Origin of the sequence: Serratia sp. Nf2 (assembly GCF_003028435.1) — a bacterium.
GTDB classification, from domain to species: Bacteria; Pseudomonadota; Gammaproteobacteria; order Enterobacterales; family Enterobacteriaceae; genus Serratia; species Serratia marcescens_L.
Genome location: NZ_PYTW01000003.1, coordinates 276,621 through 293,772, shown reverse-complemented (window position 1 = coordinate 293,772; position 17,152 = coordinate 276,621). Strand labels below are relative to the sequence as shown.

At 59.2% G+C, this 17,152-nt stretch carries 18 protein-coding genes and 1 pseudogene; 12 read left to right on the top strand and 7 right to left on the bottom strand.

The window, feature by feature from the left end; translation table 11 throughout:
* Window positions 1-58 precede the first annotated feature (58 nt).
* Window positions 59-1,153 (top strand): SMP-30/gluconolactonase/LRE family protein, encoded by a 1,095-nt coding sequence (locus C9411_RS09200; protein WP_233221888.1) that lies wholly within the window; start codon window positions 59-61, stop codon window positions 1,151-1,153.
* Window positions 1,154-1,197: 44 nt separating this feature from the next.
* Window positions 1,198-1,842 carry a Qnr family pentapeptide repeat protein gene (locus C9411_RS09195; protein WP_063989626.1) on the top strand — a complete coding sequence of 215 codons (645 nt, stop codon included), beginning with the start codon at window positions 1,198-1,200 and terminating at the stop codon, window positions 1,840-1,842.
* Here the strand turns inward: C9411_RS09195 and C9411_RS09190 are convergent.
* Window positions 1,832-2,449: a LysE family translocator gene (locus C9411_RS09190; RefSeq protein ID WP_063989627.1), complete on the bottom strand. Its 618-nt coding sequence runs from the start codon at window positions 2,447-2,449 to the stop codon at window positions 1,832-1,834. The genes C9411_RS09195 and C9411_RS09190 overlap by 11 nt on opposite strands.
* A gap of 375 nt (window positions 2,450-2,824) precedes the next feature.
* Here C9411_RS09190 and cspA point away from each other — a divergent pair, with 375 nt between their 5' ends.
* Both cspA and C9411_RS09180 read left to right on the top strand, forming a co-directional pair.
* The gene (gene cspA / locus C9411_RS09185; protein WP_033638238.1) at window positions 2,825-3,037 is read left to right on the top strand and encodes an RNA chaperone/antiterminator CspA; all 213 of its coding nucleotides are present in this window, start codon (window positions 2,825-2,827) and stop codon (window positions 3,035-3,037) included.
* A gap of 114 nt (window positions 3,038-3,151) precedes the next feature.
* A pseudogene (locus C9411_RS09180) lies at window positions 3,152-3,230 on the top strand.
* Between the two features lie 213 nt (window positions 3,231-3,443).
* Here the strand turns inward: C9411_RS09180 and C9411_RS09175 are convergent.
* A complete protein-coding gene (locus tag C9411_RS09175) occupies window positions 3,444-4,121 on the bottom strand; it encodes an isochorismatase family protein (protein ID WP_038877740.1) in 678 nt (225 codons plus the stop codon).
* Window positions 4,122-4,374: 253 nt separating this feature from the next.
* Here C9411_RS09175 and C9411_RS09170 point away from each other — a divergent pair, with 253 nt between their 5' ends.
* Entirely contained in the window at window positions 4,375-4,803 is a 429-nt protein-coding gene (locus tag C9411_RS09170) for a universal stress protein (protein ID WP_063989628.1), read from the top strand.
* 315 nt (window positions 4,804-5,118) lie between these two features.
* A complete protein-coding gene (locus C9411_RS09165) occupies window positions 5,119-5,874 on the top strand; it encodes an SDR family NAD(P)-dependent oxidoreductase (protein WP_025302549.1) in 756 nt (251 codons plus the stop codon).
* 43 nt (window positions 5,875-5,917) lie between these two features.
* Here C9411_RS09165 and C9411_RS09160 read toward each other — a convergent pair whose 3' ends face one another.
* The 4 genes from C9411_RS09160 to puuD are packed head-to-tail and all read right to left on the bottom strand — an operon-like array spanning window position 5,918 to window position 10,037.
* The gene (locus C9411_RS09160; RefSeq protein WP_107226915.1) at window positions 5,918-7,198 is read right to left on the bottom strand and encodes an FAD-binding oxidoreductase; all 1,281 of its coding nucleotides are present in this window, start codon (window positions 7,196-7,198) and stop codon (window positions 5,918-5,920) included.
* A gap of 11 nt (window positions 7,199-7,209) precedes the next feature.
* Window positions 7,210-8,706 carry an aldehyde dehydrogenase PuuC gene (gene puuC, locus C9411_RS09155; protein WP_063989630.1) on the bottom strand — a complete coding sequence of 499 codons (1,497 nt, stop codon included), beginning with the start codon at window positions 8,704-8,706 and terminating at the stop codon, window positions 7,210-7,212.
* Between the two features lie 15 nt (window positions 8,707-8,721).
* Window positions 8,722-9,279 carry an HTH-type transcriptional regulator PuuR gene (gene puuR, locus C9411_RS09150; RefSeq protein WP_049288046.1) on the bottom strand — a complete coding sequence of 186 codons (558 nt, stop codon included), beginning with the start codon at window positions 9,277-9,279 and terminating at the stop codon, window positions 8,722-8,724.
* Window positions 9,276-10,037 carry a gamma-glutamyl-gamma-aminobutyrate hydrolase gene (puuD, locus tag C9411_RS09145; RefSeq protein WP_039566470.1) on the bottom strand — a complete coding sequence of 254 codons (762 nt, stop codon included), beginning with the start codon at window positions 10,035-10,037 and terminating at the stop codon, window positions 9,276-9,278. The genes puuR and puuD overlap by 4 nt, the downstream gene beginning before the upstream one ends.
* A 219-nt stretch (window positions 10,038-10,256) precedes the next feature.
* Between puuD and C9411_RS09140 the strand changes: the two genes are divergently transcribed.
* The 5 genes from C9411_RS09140 to C9411_RS09115 all read left to right on the top strand — a co-directional run bounded on the left by C9411_RS09140 (window position 10,257) and on the right by C9411_RS09115 (window position 15,940).
* Window positions 10,257-11,675, top strand: a complete 1,419-nt coding sequence (locus C9411_RS09140) for a glutamine synthetase family protein (protein WP_063989631.1) — start codon at window positions 10,257-10,259, stop codon at window positions 11,673-11,675.
* A 308-nt stretch (window positions 11,676-11,983) separates the two neighbouring features.
* Complete coding sequence (locus tag C9411_RS09130) at window positions 11,984-13,354, top strand: APC family permease (protein ID WP_063989632.1); 1,371 nt, start codon at window positions 11,984-11,986, stop codon at window positions 13,352-13,354.
* Window positions 13,355-13,445: 91 nt separating this feature from the next.
* Entirely contained in the window at window positions 13,446-14,339 is an 894-nt protein-coding gene (gene yddG, locus C9411_RS09125) for an aromatic amino acid DMT transporter YddG (RefSeq protein ID WP_107226914.1), read from the top strand.
* A gap of 73 nt (window positions 14,340-14,412) precedes the next feature.
* Complete coding sequence (locus C9411_RS09120) at window positions 14,413-14,685, top strand: hypothetical protein (RefSeq protein ID WP_004941292.1); 273 nt, start codon at window positions 14,413-14,415, stop codon at window positions 14,683-14,685.
* Between the two features lie 373 nt (window positions 14,686-15,058).
* The gene (locus C9411_RS09115; RefSeq protein ID WP_049272741.1) at window positions 15,059-15,940 is read left to right on the top strand and encodes a nucleoside-specific channel-forming protein Tsx; all 882 of its coding nucleotides are present in this window, start codon (window positions 15,059-15,061) and stop codon (window positions 15,938-15,940) included.
* Between the two features lie 54 nt (window positions 15,941-15,994).
* Here the strand turns inward: C9411_RS09115 and C9411_RS09110 are convergent, their stop codons facing one another.
* Entirely contained in the window at window positions 15,995-16,174 is a 180-nt protein-coding gene (locus C9411_RS09110) for a hypothetical protein (protein WP_025160261.1), read from the bottom strand.
* A 441-nt stretch (window positions 16,175-16,615) separates the two neighbouring features.
* Here C9411_RS09110 and C9411_RS09105 point away from each other — a divergent pair, with 441 nt between their 5' ends.
* Window positions 16,616-17,089, top strand: a complete 474-nt coding sequence (locus C9411_RS09105; RefSeq protein WP_107226913.1) for an anti-virulence regulator CigR family protein — start codon at window positions 16,616-16,618, stop codon at window positions 17,087-17,089.
* The last annotated feature ends 63 nt before the right edge of the window (window positions 17,090-17,152 follow it).

Here is a 17,152-nt window from a genome sequence, read left to right as displayed (position 1 = left end):
GTGCCGTGAGCGGCGCGATCCTACTCTAGCGATCCGAGTCCTCATCAGGGTCATGCACATGTTCCGTTTCAGCCTCTTTTCTTTCTTATTGCCGTGGCACCGACGCGTCACCCCGTTGGCCGGCGTCGCGCTGTTTCTCAGCGGCGTCATGCAGGCGCAGGCCACGCAGCGCATCGAATTCTCGCCGGATGTCGCCGGCGCTTACCCTGAGGGCATCGCCTGGAATGCACGCGCCGGTGCGTTCCTGGTCTCCTCCCTGCGCGGTGGGCAGCTTGGCCTGGTCTACCCGGATGGCCGCTATCGGCGGTTTTCCACCGGTAAGGGGCTCATCACTACCTCCGGCATGCTGGTGGACGCCGAGCGCAACCGGGTGCTGGTGTGCAACGAAGACGTGGGCGTGTCCCTCTACTCGGCCACCGGCACGCGCAATCGCGTGGCGCAGGTGCTGGAGTTCAGTCTCGATACCGGCGCGCTGCAGCAGACGTACGATCTTTCGTCGTTAAGCCGTGGTCCGACGTTGGCCAACGATCTGGCGCTCGACGCAAAGGGCAATATCTATGTGACCGACAGCTTCCAGCCGCAGATTTACAAGATCGACCGGGCAACGCGCCAGGTGTCGATTCTGGTGCGCTCAGCGCGTTTGATGCCGGCCGACGCCCCCGCCGCTGCGCAGGGCACGCAGCCTTATCTCAACGGCATCGTGTCTCACCCGGATGGCTACCTGATTGCGTCGGACTACACCCGCGGGCTGCTGTGGAAGGTGACGCTGGATAACGCACCTGCGGTAAGTGAAATCAGGCTGCCGCAGCGGCTGAAAGGGCCGGACGGGCTGCGGCTCAAAAACGCCAACGAATTGGTAATCGTACAGTCTTTTCCGGGTGAAAAAGGGAGCATGTCCGGCGACGTGACGCTGCTCGCCTCGGCCGACGGCTGGGCCAGCGCCCATGTCGCCGCGGTCGCCACGCCGCCGGGATTGGATGGGCCGACCGGCGCCGCGCTGCGCGATGGCGAGGTGTGGGTGGTCAACTCCCGTTACCCCCGCTTGTTTGCCGACGTCGCTCAGGCGGAGAGCGTCAGGACATTCAGCATCGTCAAGGTGGCGTTAGAACGGAGGCCCGCCGATCGGCGACGGTTGCCAACCCTGCCGGAATAGGATTAAATGCCGCACTGACTGTATAAATAAACAGGTGCGCTGCGATGAGTCTGATGTTGAAGGGTGAAAAGATAGACCGTAACCGCTTTACCGGCGAGAAGATTGAAAACGGCAGCTTTATGCTGTGTGATTTTTCGGGCGCCGATCTGACCGGCACCGAGTTTATCGGCTGCCAGTTTTACGATCGCGACAGCCGACAGGGCGGCAATTTCAGCCGTGCGATACTGAAAGACGCGAGTTTTAAAAGCTGTGATTTATCGATGGCCGATTTTCGTCATGCCAACGCGTTGGGCATCGAAATCCGCGAATGCCGCGCGCAGGGCGCCGATTTTCGCGGCGCCAGTTTTATGAACATGATCACCAGCCGCACCTGGTTTTGCAGCGCCTATATCACCAAAAGCAACCTGAGCTATGCCAACTTCGCCAAGGTGGTGCTGGAGAAATGCGAGCTGTGGGAAAACCGCTGGCACGGCGCACAGGTGCTTGGCGCCAGCTTCAGCGGCTCGGATCTGTCCGGCGGCGAATTCTCCGGTTTCGACTGGCGTGCCGCCGACGTCACCCAGTGCGATCTGAGCAACGCGGAACTGGGCGAGTTGGATTTACGTACCACCGATCTGCAGGGCGTTAAAATGGACAGCCACCAGGCCGCGCAGCTGTTGGAGCGGCTGGGGATCGCGATCATCGGCTGAGCAGCTGCCGCAGCCCCAGTACGATAATCAACGTGCCGCAGGCGCGATCGATCCAAGCCTTGCTGCGGCGGTAGGCGCCGGCGACAGGGGCGTGCGACAACACCAGCGCCACCAGCCCGTACCACAAGCTGGCTATCGCCGCGACTTCCAACAGCATGGCGAGGAAGGTCGGCGTAGAAACATGGGCGGGCGCCGCTGATGAGAAGACGGCGGCGTAAAACGCAATGGATTTGGGATTGGCGATGTTGGTGGCGATGCCCTGCAGAAAAGCGACGCGAAAACCGCTTTTCCCGGTCACCGTGGAGGGGCCGGAAGAAGGCGCCGCCTGGGCGATAAGCCGATAGCCGAACCACAGTAAATAGCCGGCGCCGGCCACTTTTACCGCTAGCGCCAACCAGGGGAACAAGGCGAAAATTATCCCGATGCCGAGGAGGGCGCTGCTCGCCCAGAACAGGTTGACCAATACAATGCCCGCCACCAGAGCGAAAGCCTCGCTGCGGCGCGCGGAAACGGCTTTGTGGGCGACGGCGACAAAATTGGGGCCGGGGATCACCACGCCGACGATATAGACGGTGAAAACGGCGAGCACGGCTGGCATATCGATCATCGGTTAACGGCCTGTAAGAAACGGGGTAGTCTTAGTTTTATAATGAATCGCCGATGTGATCCAGCAGGGCGAGACCTTTTTTTACCTGCCCGTAGCGACAGGCGTCAGCGGCCTTTTGCGATAATAAATTTATGAGCCATATGAATATAATTTAAATATTGCTTGCTTAAATAACTCATTCGTGTGTAAATAGGGTCATCGGTTTGTAGTACAGACCTTATGAAAGCAGTTTTAGTAAAGCAGTTCTCAGTATTAGCGATATCCCTCAGATACCTCTTCTTCCGCGAATTTTCTTCTCTAGTGCCCCATAAGTTTCCAATAAAAACAGACCTCTATCGCCCTATGGCGTCGCAAAAATATAAAGGAAATATCTCTATGTCTACTAAAATGACAGGTTTGGTAAAATGGTTTGATGCAGGTAAAGGCTTCGGCTTTATCACCCCGGCAGACGGCAGCAAAGACGTGTTCGTACATTTCTCTGCTATCCAGAGCAACGATTTCAAAACGCTGGACGAAGGCCAACAGGTTGAGTTCACTATCGAAAATGGCATGAAGGGCCCTTCTGCCGGCAACGTGGTCGCGTTATAATTTTCGGCCGAGGTACGATTTCTTACGACAGCGATGAGGGTTTAAGCCGGAGCAGTTAAGAAATAACGTCCTCAGCCTGAATAAACTCCGGGTTCGCCCGGAGTCTTTACCAATACGTCATTAGCTCAGCAGGAAGAGCGGCAGCGAAATTATCCGTTGGCGGACTGGGGTTCGATTCCTCGATGACGTTCCAATAATTAATTATTATTGGCAACAGAAAAACAGATTGCCGCAGAATTAATAACGCCGCGTTTCAGTCTATTTTTCTGTTGTGAAAAAGTCGCGCTTAGGCTGCGTAATGTTGGAGTGTTGGATGGACGCTTACGCCATAACATGACAGCCGGGAAAGTCACCGGCACGCGATTAATAGCCCCGGCCTTGGCCGGGGTTTTTTATGCCCACGATCTTAACGCTGCGAGTCCAGCCGTTCGTTGTTTTTCACCACGTCCTGCGCTTTGAGGTAGCTCTCGATCAGCAACTGATAGGCCGGGAAGATTTTGGTGTAAACCTCGGCCCACTGCTGAGCGTCGGCGCGATTCCAGCTGCCCTGCAGCTCCGAGGCCACGCCGGCGGTGTCGATCGGTACCACGCCGGCCTGCACCACGCGTGCCAGGGTGATTTCCTGCGCCATTTTCGAGTAGGTGCCGGAGGCGTCGATCACCGCGAACACTTTATAGCCTTCGGCCACCGCGCTGATGGACGGGAAGGCCATGCAGACGCTGGTGATGGTGCCGGCGATGATCAAGGTTTTGCGGCCGGTGGCTTTGACCGCCGCCACGAAGTCCGGGTTGTCCCAGGCGTTGATTTCCCCTTTGCGGGCGACATATTGCGCGTGCGGCGCATTTTGGTGAATTTCCGGGATCAGCGGGCCGTTCGGGCCCTGCGGCACAGAGGCGGTGGTGATCACCGGCAGTTTGCTGAGGGTGGCGATGCTGGCCAGGGCGGCGGCGCGGGCGCGCAGTTCAGTCATCGGCATATCGGCGACGGTTTGGAACAGGCCGCTCTGGTGGTCGATCAGGAGCATGACCGCGTCATTGGCATCAATAACAGGACGCTGGCCGTTGAAGTTGGCTGGAGTGCTCATGGTGTTTTCCTTTTCTCGTCGTGAGGTCAGTGGGTATCTTCTTTGATTGATAAGGCTGAAACTCAGCACTTGCCTACAGTGTAGGGAGGGGAGAAAAATCCGGTAGACCGTGCAGTCGGGATGCATCGTTCCACGGATGGAACGACGGTGCGGCAGGCGAGTGAACCGGCGCTGGGCTAAACTTAAGGTGCATAAGAAACATGCGGCAAGGAGCGCCATCCTGTTTACGGATCTGACGAGGAGGGCCGCCATCATGGCTTACCGGCATATTGTTGTCGCCACGGATCTCAGCGAAGACGCCGAGTTCCTGCTGGGCAAGGGCGCCAGGCTGGCCGCTGCGCTCAATGCCAAACTTTCCCTGATCTATATCGACATTCATCGCGCCGGTTATTACGTCGATCTGGGCGTGGGCGATTACAACTACACCGATCGCACCTTTTCGGAGCGGGTGAAGAATATGCTCAATGCGATCAAAGGGCAGTCGTCCTATCCGGTCGAAGAGGTGATCGTCAGCCGCGGCGCGTTGACGGAAGAACTGAATCGGGTGGCGAAGGAAAAAGGGTTCGACCTGGTGATCTTCGGCCACCATCATGATGTCTGGAGCCGACTGATCTCTTCGGCGCGTCAGGCGATCAACGAACTGAACGTCGATCTGCTGGTTGTCCCCATCGAGAAAAAATAGTTGCGGCCGCCTGCGGGCGGCTGCCGTTTTTCATTCACATCGTTTATCTCTGTGTGGCCATAACCGCACACCTGCAATAGTCTCGCCCACTGACAATCCGCCTGACAAATAGTGACTCTCCGTAATTTTATTTTATCCATCAGTATGTTGGCCAAAATCCGATAAAGGTTAATCCAGCGCATTGAAATCACTGACATACCTCCTTTTGGTTAATAAACCGCACGTTTTGACTGGCTCTCAGGGGCGGGGAGTCTTATCCTCGGGGTAATGAGATTTGTATGACTTATATAAATACGTTCACATGGAGGAGGTCTCATGCGTTTTGACAATAAAGTCGTGGTTATCACCGGTGCGGGCAACGGCATGGGGGAAGCGGCGGCACGGCGTTTCTCCGCCGAGGGCGCCATCGTGGTGCTGGCCGACTGGGCCAAAGAGGCGGTAGATAAGGTTGCCGCTTCGCTGCCGAAGGGCCGGGCGATGGCGGTACATATCGACGTGTCCGATCACGTCGCGGTTGAAAAAATGATGAACGAGGTGGCGGAAAAACTGGGCCGCATCGACGTCCTGCTGAACAACGCCGGCGTACACGTGGCGGGCAGCGTGCTGGAAACCAGCGTCGACGACTGGCGCCGCATCGCTGGGGTCGATATCGACGGCGTGGTGTTCTGTTCCAAATTCGCCTTGCCGCACCTGCTGAAGACCAAGGGCTGCATCGTCAATACCGCGTCGGTGTCCGGTCTGGGCGGTGACTGGGGCGCGGCCTATTACTGCGCGGCGAAAGGCGCGGTGGTCAACCTGACGCGCGCCATGGCGCTGGACCACGGCGGTGACGGCGTGCGCATCAACTCGGTCTGCCCGAGCCTGGTGAAAACCAACATGACCAACGGTTGGCCACAGGAAATCCGCGACAAGTTCAATGAGCGCATCGCGCTGGGGCGTGCGGCGGAGCCGGAAGAAGTGGCGGCGGTGATGGCGTTTCTGGCCAGCGACGACGCCAGCTTTATCAATGGCGCCAACATTCCGGTCGACGGTGGGGCGACCGCCTCGGACGGCCAACCGAAGATCGTCTAAGCGTTAACGCACAGGCCCGGCCATGATGACCGGGCCTGCTGTTTTAGACGCCGATACGGTCGCGCAGCGTGTAGTAGGCCGCGCCGATGGCGGTGAACGGGATCTGCAGATTGCGCCCGCCGAAGAACGGCAGGTGCGGCAGTTTGGCGAAGGCGTCGAAGCGTTCGGCGTCGCCGCGCATCAGCTCGGCGATTAGCTTGCCCGCCAGATGGGTGCAGGTCACGCCGTGGCCGCTGTAGCCCTGCATGTAGTACACGTTATTCTCCAGCCGGCCGAACTGCGGCATGCGCGACAGCGTCAGCAGGAAGTTGCCGGTCCAGCGATAGTCGATACGCACCCCTTTCAGCTGCGGGAAGGTCTTCAGCAGCTTCGGCCGGATCAGGTTGTCGATGTCGTCCGGATCGCGCGCGCCGTACACCACGCCGCCGCCGTACAACAGACGATGATCGGCAGTGATGCGGTAGTAATCCAGCAGGTAGTTACAGTCTTCCACGCAGTAGTTCTGCGGGATCAGCGCCTGCGCGATCTCCGGCGCCAGCGGTTCGGTGGTCACCACCTGGGTGCCGCACGGCATGCTGCGCTTGGCCAACCGCGGTTCCAGCTTGTCGCCCAGATAGGCGTTACCGGCGACGATGACGAAGCGCGCCTTCACTAGGCCGTTGGCCGTGCTGATGAGCGCCGGTTCGCCGTGGTGGATGTTCGTCACCGCCGATTGTTCGAAGATGCGCCCGCCCTGCAGGCGAATCGCCTCGGCCTCGCCCAGCGCCAGGTTGAGCGGATGGATGTGGCCGCCGCTGTGATCGAGCAGCGCGCCGACGTAGCGATCGCTGGCGACTTCCTGGCGCACCCGATCTGCATCGAGCAGCTCGAGTTGGGTATTGCCGTAGCGCTCCCAGTTGCGCTTTTGCTCGATCAGCGCATGGAACTGCTTGTTGTTCAGCGCGGCGAAGATGCCGCCGGGGCGGTAGTCGCAGTCGATGGCGTAGCGGCTGATGCGGCTGCGGATGATCTCCGCGCCTTCAAACATCATGCTGCCGAGCAGGCGGGCGCTTTCCGCGCCGTAGCGCTCTTCAATCACATCGATGTCGCGGCTGTATGAGTTGACCAACTGGCCGCCGTTGCGGCCGCTGGCGCCGAAACCGATGCGCGCCGCTTCCAGCACCACCACGTTATAGCCGGCCTCCACCAGGAACAACGCGGAGGAGAGGCCGGTATAGCCGCCGCCGATCACGCAGACGTCGCACTCGATCGATTCGTTCAGTTGCGGATAGGGCTGATGTGCGTTGGCCGTGGCCGCATAGTAGCTTTTTACGTGTTCAGTCATGAGATAAGCCCTTATTCCAGCGAGATCCAGGTGGTTTTCAATTCGGTGAACTTGTCCAGCGCGTGCAGCGATTTGTCGCGGCCGTTGCCGCTCTGCTTGTAGCCGCCGAAGGGTACGGTCATGTCGCCATCGTTGTAGTTGTTGACGAACACCGTGCCGGCTTTCAGTTGGCGCGCCATGCGGTGCGCGCGGGCCAAATCGCGGGTCCAGACCGCGGCGCCGAGGCCGTATTCGCTGTCGTTGGCCAGCTGCAGCGCCTGTTGCTCGTTGTCGAAGGTGGTCACCGCCAGCACCGGGCCGAAGATTTCATCGCGCGCCACGCTCATGGCGTTGTTCACCTGGGTGAGGATGGTCGGCCCCAGATAGCCAGCGTGGTCGCCCTGCGGATGGTCGCGCCCGTCGAGGAACAGTGCGGCGCCCTGGCTCAGCCCCCGATCGATATAGCCGGCCACTTTTTCGCAGTGGCCGCTGTCGATCAGCGTACCCATCACCGTGTCGGGATCGAGCGGATCGCCGGGAACGAAGGCCGCCGCGTGTTTGCGCAGCGCCTGCAGGAACGCTTGCTCAATGCTCGCTTCGACCAGCAGGCGAGTGCCGGCGATGCACACCTGCCCCTGATTATAGAAGATGCCGGCGGCGGCGCTGCGGGCGGCCTGATCCAGATCCGGGCAATCGGCGAAGACGATGTTGGCGCTCTTGCCGCCGGCCTCCAGCCAGACGCGTTTCATGTTCGATTCGCCGGCGTAAATCATCAGCTGTTTCGCCACCAGCGTGGAGCCGGTAAAGGTGAGGGCGTCGACGTCGCGGTGCAGCGCCAGCGCCTTGCCGGCGTCGTGGCCATAGCCGGGCACCACGTTCAGCACGCCGTCCGGCAGTCCGGCCTGCTGCGCCAGTTTGCCGAGCAGGATGGCGCTCAGCGGCGATTTTTCGGAGGGTTTGAGCACCACGCTGTTGCCGGCGGCCAGCGCCGGGCCGAGCTTCCAGCAGGCCAGCAGCAGCGGGAAGTTCCAGGGCACGATGGCGCCGACCACGCCGATCGGTTCGCGCTCGATCAGCGCCAGCGCCTCGCGGCCGGTGGGGGCGATTTCGCCGTAGACCTTATCGATCGCTTCGGCGTACCAGCGGATGCAGCGGATGGCGCCCGGCACGTCATCGCGCAGGCTGTGGCGAATCGGTTTGCCGGTGTCCAGCGTTTCCAGCAGTGCCAGCTCTTCGTGATGCTGTTCCATCAGATCGGCGAAGCGCAGCAGCGTGGCTTTGCGCTGCGTCGGGGCGGCCTGTGCCCAGTCGCCGCGCTCAAAGGCGGCGCGTGCCGCGCTGACCGCCCGATCGATGTCGGCGGCTTCGCCGCGCGCGACCTGCGCCAGCTCACGGCGGCCGGCGGGATCTTCCACGGCGAAACGTTTCCCCGCGGCGGCCGGCTGGTAGCGGCCGTCGATAAACAGCTGGTGCTCAATCTTCAGGGCCTGCGCCCGTTGTTGCCAATACTGCAAATGGTGAAAGTTCATGCCTGGCTCCGTTGATCAGAATGTCGTCGGCGTATGGGCGCTGATAATCCGGCAAATGCGCGCCGACGTGTTGCTGAAACTGTGGGGGATGCCGGTATTGATGGCGTAGCTCTGCCCGGCCAGCAGGTGATAGCTCTGGCCGTTGACCTGCAGCACCACTTCACCCTCCAGCAGCGTGCCGATCTCTTCCCCCTGATGCTTGATGCGCTCGCCGGTGGTGGTGCCCGGTTCGTAAGTCTCGATCATCATCGCCAGCGTGCGGTTCGGGTCGCCGTTGTGGATAAGCTTCATCGAAACGCCCTGGCTGCCGATTTCGATCAGATCGTCACTGCCGATCACGATCTGCGGCTCCGTTGGTTTTTCCGGCTCGGCGAAAAACGCCGACAGCGACAGACCGTACACCGTCAGCAGCTTTTGCAGCGTGCTGATGGCCGGGCTGACCTTGTCCTGCTCGATAGTGCTGATGGCGCTGTGGGTTAACCCAGACAGTTCGGCGACCCGGCGCTGCGACAACCCCAATTGTTGACGGATCTGCGACAGACGTTTTCCCGGTGCCAAGCTGACGTCGCTCATGGGCGTTTTTCCTTTTGATAGTTCCGACAGGCGGTGATGAAACCATCAAACAACAGGCGCGACAGGGCGTACTCATCGCTGTTCCACTCCGGGTGCCACTGTACGCCGAGCGCGAAGGGCTGATCGCGCACGCTGATCGCCTCCACCAGCCCGTCGGCGGCGTGCGCCTCGATGCGAACGCTCGCGCCCAGGGTTTTGGCGCCCTGGCCGTGCAGCGAGTTCACCCAGAATCTGTTGCAATCCGGTATCAGTTGCGAAAGCAGCCCCCCTTCCTGAACGATGACTTCGTGGGCGGGGGCGTATTGCTGTTCCAGCGGCAGATCGTGATCTTCACGATGCTCCAGCAGCTCGGGCAGTTCGTACAGGCGGCGATGCAGGGTGCCTTGGGTGGCGACCACCATCTCCTGCATGCCGCGGCAAATGGCGAAAAGGGGAATGCGCCTGTCGAACGCCTGGCGGATCAGCGCCAGGCTCAACGCGTCTCGGCCAGGATCGGCGTCAGGCTCATCGCCGTTTTCACCATAAAGGTGCGGCTGCACATTACTGGGGCTGCCCGGCAGCATAATGCCGTCGAGGCGCGGCAGCAGTTCCGCCAGCATTTCCGGCTCCGCCAGCGCGTGCGGCAGGGCGATCGGCAAGCCGCCGGCGGTGATGACGGCATTCAGGTACTTTTCTTGCAAGGTCTGTGTTAGGTGCCCGTTTAACCTATACCTGCACATGACGACGCCGATGACTGGTCTGTTAAATATATTGTCCATGCTATCCCCTTGGTACGTTCGAAATTATGAACGATAAGCTTCTCCACCGCCGATTTCGTTCAATATTCTATAAATCTAGCAGTCGATTGGGCAATACTCAAACCAAAAGTAACACTTGCAAAACAAATTTGTTTCATCTACGTTTCATTTGTGGGCATTATATTGAACAAGACGGTCAATAAACATCGACGACAGCAAAACACAAACGGCGGGTGAACCATGCAGACCAACATCGTAGAAGTGGAAAACTTTGTTCAGCACAGTGAAGAGAGACGAAGTAGCGCGTTCCAGCGCGAAGTGAAGAAGTACCTGGAACGTTATCCGTTAACCCAACATGTCGACGTACTGTTGACCGATCTGAACGGCAGCTTCCGCGGCAAACGCATCCCGGTCGGCGGCCTGAATAAGCTGGAGAAGGGGTGTTACTTCCCGGCGTCGGTATTTGCGATGGATATTCTCGGCAACGTCGTCGAAGAGGCCGGGCTGGGGCAGGAGCTGGGTGAGCCGGATCACGTATGCGTGCCGGTGCCGGGCACGCTGACGCCGTCGGCGGCGGACCCGCAATATATTGCGCAGGTGCTGCTCACCATGCTGGATGAAGATGGCACTCCCTTTGACGTTGAACCGCGCAATGTGCTGAACCGAGTGTGGCAGCGTTTGCGTCAGCGCGGGCTTTCCCCCGTGGTAGCGGTAGAGTTGGAGTTCTATCTCATCGATCGTCAGCGCGATGCGGAGGGCTATCTGCAGCCGCCGTGCGCGCCGGGCACGCAAGAGCGCAACACCCAAAGCCAGGTATATTCCGTCGATAACCTGAACCATTTCGCCGATGTGCTGAGCGAGATCGACGAACTGGCGCGTTTGCAGGGTATTCCGGCGGACGGCGCGGTGGCGGAGGCGTCGCCGGGGCAGTTCGAGGTCAACCTGCACCATACTGACGACGTGCTGCAGGCCTGCGATCACGCGCTGGCGCTGAAGCGGCTGGTGCGCATGGTGGCCGAGAACCACAACATGCAGGCGACCTTTATGGCCAAGCCGTATGAGGAGCACGCCGGCAGCGGCATGCATGTGCACATCAGCATGCTGAACGGCGCCGGCAACAACGTGTTCGCCGACGACGACGGCGAAGATTCGGCGCTGCTGAAACAGGCGCTGGCGGGCATGATCGCCCTGATGCCGTCTTCGATGGCGCTGCTGGCGCCGAACGTCAACGCCTACCGCCGCTTCCAGCCCGGCATGTATGTGCCGACCCAGGCCTCCTGGGGGCATAACAACCGCACCGTGGCGCTGCGCATTCCCTGCGGCGATCGCGACAACCACCGCGTGGAGTACCGTGTGGCGGGCGCCGACGCCAACCCTTATCTGGTGATGGCGACCATTCTGGCCGGTATCGTCTACGGCCTGGAAACCGCGCTGCCGCTGCCTGAGCCGGTGACCGGCAACGGGCTGGAGCAGGACGGGCTGCCGTTCCCGATCCGCCAGAGCGACGCGCTGTACGAGTTCGAACATCAGCCGGTGCTCAATGCATTGCTGGGCGAACGCTTCAGCCACGTCTATCTGGCCTGCAAAACCGATGAGCTGGTGCAGTTCGAGCGCCTGATCACCGAAACCGAAATCGAGTGGATGCTGAAAAACGCCTGATCCCGCTCACCCTGCGACGACCGCGCGCGTCCGGCGCATTTCATCGGCTCTCCTGTGGCCGGTGAGGCTGCGCGCTGCGGTACTGAATTTCTTCTATCACGGCGTACAGGACGCCGACGAGGAAATAACCATGACTCAGTCATTCCCCTGCGCAGACGTTTGCCTGTGCCGCAGTGCCTACGGGCCGGTCGCCGGCCGCCCGACAGTGATCCCAACCCGTTTTTCCCGCCGCCTGAGCAGCAGTTTCCCCGCGGCCTCTCTGAATGACGTTGCACGGTTGACAGCAGAGGACCAAGAGGGGAAATGCCATGACGATTAAAGCCATCGACGGCGGCCCGGCGGGCAAACCGCAGCTGCGCAAATCCCTCAAGCTGTGGCAGGTGGTGATGATGGGCCTGGCCTATCTGACGCCGATGACGGTGTTCGATACCTTCGGCATCGTCTCGGGTCTCACCGACGGCCATGTGCCGACCTCCTATCTGCTGGCGCTGGCCGGCGTGCTGTTCACTGCCATCAGCTACGGCAAACTGGTGCGCCAGTTTCCTACCGCCGGCTCCGCCTACACCTATGCGCAGAAGGCGATCAACCCGCACGTTGGTTTTCTGGTGGGGTGGTCATCGCTGCTCGATTATCTGTTCCTGCCGATGATCAACACGCTGCTGGCGAAGATTTACCTGACCGCGCTGTTCCCGGAAGTGCCGCCCTGGGTGTGGGTGGTGGGCTTCGTTATCCTGATCACCGCTATCAACCTGAAAAGCGTCAATCTGGTGGCCAACTTCAATACCCTGTTCGTATTGGCGCAGGTGGCGATCATTCTGGTGTTCATCTATCTGGTGGTGCGCGGCCTGCACAACGGCGAGGGGATGGGCACGGTGTGGAGCCTGCGGCCGTTCCTCAGCGAGAATGCGCACCTGCTGCCGATCATTACCGGCGCGACTATCCTGTGCTTTTCGTTCCTCGGTTTTGACGCGGTGACTACGCTGTGCGAAGAGACGCCCGACGCCGCCAAGGTGATCCCGCGCGCCATCTTCCTGACCGCGCTGTACGGCGGGGTGATCTTTATCAGCGTGTCGTTCTTCATTCAGCTGTTTTTCCCGTCCATTCAACGCTTCCACCAGCCCGATGCCGCGCTGCCGGAGATCGCGCTGTACGTCGGCGGCAAGCTGTTCCAGTCGATCTTCCTGTGCGTGACCTTCATCAACACGCTGGCCTCCGGCCTGGCGTCGCACGCCAGCGTGTCGCGCCTGTTGTACGTGATGGGGCGCGATAACGTGTTCCCGGAGAAATTCTTCGGTTACATCCACCCCAAATGGCGCACGCCGGCGCTCAACGTGCTGATGGTCGGGCTGGTGGCACTGTCTGCGCTGTCGTTCGATCTGGTGACCGCCACGGCGCTGATCAACTTCGGCGCGTTGGTGGCCTTTACCTTCGTCAACCTGTCGGTGATCAGCCACTTCTTCATTCGCGAAGGGCGCAACAAAAGCTGGAAGGATCGCTTCAACTTCCTGCTCCTGCCGCTGGTGGGGGCGCTGACGGTGGGGGTGCTGTGGCTGAACCTGGAGAAGAGCTCGTTGACCATGGGGCTTATCTGGGCGACGCTGGGCTTTGGCTATTTGGCTTGGCTGACCCGGCGTTTTCGCCAGCCGCCGCCGCAGCTCGAGCGGCAGCCGCAGCAATAAATTCACAGGCGGGAGTTTCCCGCCTTTCTTTTTGGCGCGTGCGGCAGTAGAGTGAAAAACCTGATAAAAAATAACCCATTGGACCCGCCTTATGCCCGCTTTGCCCTCGCGTACCCGCGCCACGCTGTTCGGTTTGTTGGCCATTTTGCTGTGGAGCAGCGTCGTCGGCCTGATCCGCAGCGTCAGCGAAGGGCTGGGGCCCATCGGCGGCGCGGCGATGATCTACAGCGTCAGCGCGGTGTTTTTGCTGGTGGCGCTCGGCGTGCCGAAATGGCGCAGCTTTCCGCGGCCTTATCTCATCGTCGGCAGCCTGCTGTTCGTCAGCTACGAGATCTGCCTGTCGCTGTCGCTCGGCTACGCCAACACCCGCCTGCAGGCGATAGAAGTGGGCATGATCAACTACTTATGGCCCTGTTTCACCGTGCTGATGGCGCTGGCGCTCAACGGCCAAAAGGCCAAATGGTGGCTGGTGCCGGGGCTGCTGCTGTCGCTGTTCGGCATCGGCTGGATCATGAGCGGTGAGGGCGGCTGGTCACCGGCGCAGATGCTGGCCAACGTGCGCAGCAATCCGCTCAGCTACGGGCTGGCCTTCAGCGGCGCGGTGATCTGGGCGCTGTACTGCAACTTGACCAAGAGGATCGCCCAGGGCAGCAACGGTGTGGTGCTGTTCATCGTGCTGACCGCGCTGGCGCTATGGCTTAAATATGCCTTCAGCGCGGAAAGCGGCATGCAGTTCAGCGCCGGCGTGACCGTGACGCTGCTGTGCGCCGGGGTGGCGATGGGGGCAGGGTATGCCGCCTGGAACGTCGGCATTCTGCACGGCAATATGACGCTGCTGGCGACCGTCTCTTATTTCACTCCGGTGCTGTCTGCGGTGTTCGCCGCGCTGGTGTTGCACACCTCGCTGACCGCCAATTTCTGGCAGGGCGTGGCGATGGTTACCCTCGGCTCGTTGATCTGCTGGCGGGCAACTCGCGGAAATTAACGGAAATTATCCGCCGTCGGCGCAATGTTGAACTAGAATTTAACTAGCCATGTTGCCTGAAGGAACGACGACGATGAGAAGCGACATTCAATTTATTCAACAACCCGAAATCGACGTGCATCACTATGAGCGCGGCGATACCGTGCGCCTGACCACGGCGAATCTGCGGCATGAATATCAGCTCGACGTTTATATTTTGCGCCGCGACGACAAGCTGATTTATGGTTCGGTCGTTGCGGCGGCGCCCAAGACCGACATTCCGGTCGCCAGCTGGGAGGTCAAAAACGGTGAAGAGGTGGCGTTCCGCCAGGAAAACATCGCCAAGGCAGTGCCGGCGGTGAACTGATTTCGCTGTGCGTATTTTCTGCTGATTTTGATGAAGGCCGACGTTTATGCGTCGGCTTTTTCTTTTCCACAACACGATGGCGAGCAGGTGACGCCTTGATGACAGTGGGCTCAAAAACTGCGCTAAAAATCGATGTGCATGACAAAAATCACAGCGAATGTGAATTTGAATGAAACATAATTTGACAAATGTGAACGCAATCGATTACCTATTCGCGAAATGCGTAACTGGATCACAGATTCTTACAGTCAGTGGTTTCTATAATGCGCGCGTCATCCGAGTTTCTGTGTGAAGACAACGCCAGGTGTCGGCAGACTCATTGTCATCTTTTCTAAACGGGCAGGAAATGGCCCTTTAAGCATGTGGTAATAAAATGAAAAAAATAGCTCTCGCAGCAGGTGTACTGCTCGCAGCGTCTTACAGTGCATCATCAATGGCTGATAGCAAAGACAGTCAATATGTCTCCGACTGGTGGCACCAGAGCGTCAACGTGGTGGGCAGCTACCACACTCGCTTCGGGCCGCAGCTGAATAACGACGTGTATCTCGAATACGAAGCCTTCGCCAAGAAAGACTGGTTCGATTTCTACGGTTACGTTGACGTGCCGAAGTTCTTCGGCGTGGGCAACACCCCGGATCGCGGCATCTGGGACAAAGGTTCCCCGCTGTTTATGGAGATTGAACCGCGCTTCTCCATCGACAAACTGACCGGCACCGATCTGAGCTTCGGGCCGTTCAAAGAGTGGTACTTCGCCAACAACTACATCTATGATCTGGGCCACAACGCCGACGGCCGTCAAAACACCTGGTACATGGGTCTGGGCACCGATATCGACACCGGCCTGCCGATGAGCCTGTCGATGAACATCTATGCCAAATACCAGTGGGAAAACTACCAGGCTGCCAACGAGAACAGCTGGGACGGTTACCGCTTCAAGGTGAAATACTTCGTGCCATTGACCCAGGTGTGGGGTGGCAACCTGAGCTACATCGGCTTCACCAACTTTGACTTCGGTTCCGATCTGGGCAAGGACAGCCATTGGGTTGACGGCACCGGCAAACAGGTGCGCACCGGCAACTCGATCGCCTCCAGCCATATTTTGGCGCTGAACTACGATCACTGGCACTATTCTTTCGTGGCGCGTTATTTCCATAACGGCGGCCAGTGGCAGGATGGCGCGGATATCGGCACCCCGCAGGGCCCGATCAAGTCTACCGGTTGGGGTTATTACCTCGTGGTCGGCTATAACTTCTGATTTTCCGTGTTATCAGAAACAGAAAACCCCGCCTGGCGGGGTTTTTTTTCGTCATCACTGGGCTTGTTCGACCGGGAGATGCTTCACCGGCATAAACAGCCTGCCTTTGATCACGTGACATTCATTATTTATCCAACTAATGATTTGTTCACGGCTGACGCCTTCCGACTGCGCGTACCGATGAAGATCGCCGTTAAAGTGTCGAGTGATGTATTCCATGAGGGTCATTTGCACGTCTTTTGCTCCTGAACGCCCACCCGTTGCCAGCCTGGCCACCGCGGGAGGTTGAGGTTTCTCAGACAGCGAATGTAAATTATCGGCAACTAAATCTCAACATAAAGCACCAGATTGGGGCGACGGCGGCGGGAAAAAGAATCCCGCACGGAGAGGCGGGAAGTGTTCGCTATTATCATTATGGATGATAAGAATAAGATTTGAGGTGCGACGAAAAAGAGCATGCTAACTCTTTTTTGTTACCTTCCCACGCTAGCGTAAGGCTTATTTTTCTTCAAGAAAAATCTGAGGTAAGTATCGGCATTTTCGAGGCGTTTTGCGTTAAAACAAGATTTTGGCGCGTCTGCCGTCAAACCGCGCCGTTATCTCGGAGTTTCCTTATACTTTGTCCGGAAATGGCCCGCTATAGTCAATAGCGTCACCCACGCAGGAATACACAACATGAACAAACGTCGTACGACCCTCACGGTGTTGGCGCTGATCGCGTCGCTGGGGTTGTCATCCGCTCCGGCTCTGGCCGATAAGGGCGGCAACGGTAATGGCCATGGCAACAGCGGCAATCACGGTAATAGCGGTAACCATGGCAACAACGGCAACAAAGGCAATAAAGATAAAGGCGGATATAGAGACGGCGATAATCTGGTTTCCGTCAGCCTCTCGCGCGACCGCGCCCGTTCGCTGGCGCGCAACTACGGCCTGACCGGCTACAGCTCGCTGCCACCGGGCATCGCCAAGAATCTGGCGCGCGGTAAGCCGTTGCCACCGGGCATCGCCAAAAAAGTGGTGCCTTACTCGATGCTGCGTGATCTGCCGCAGTACCCGGGTTATGAGTGGCGTATCGCCGGCGACGATCTGGTGCTGGTCGCGCTCAGCACCGCAATTGTTGCTTCCGTCATCAACGGCGTTTTCGACTAAGGTTTGTCGAGCGTTATCGGGCCTCGCTGCGGCGGGGCCTTTTTATTTGCCAGCGCGGGGCGG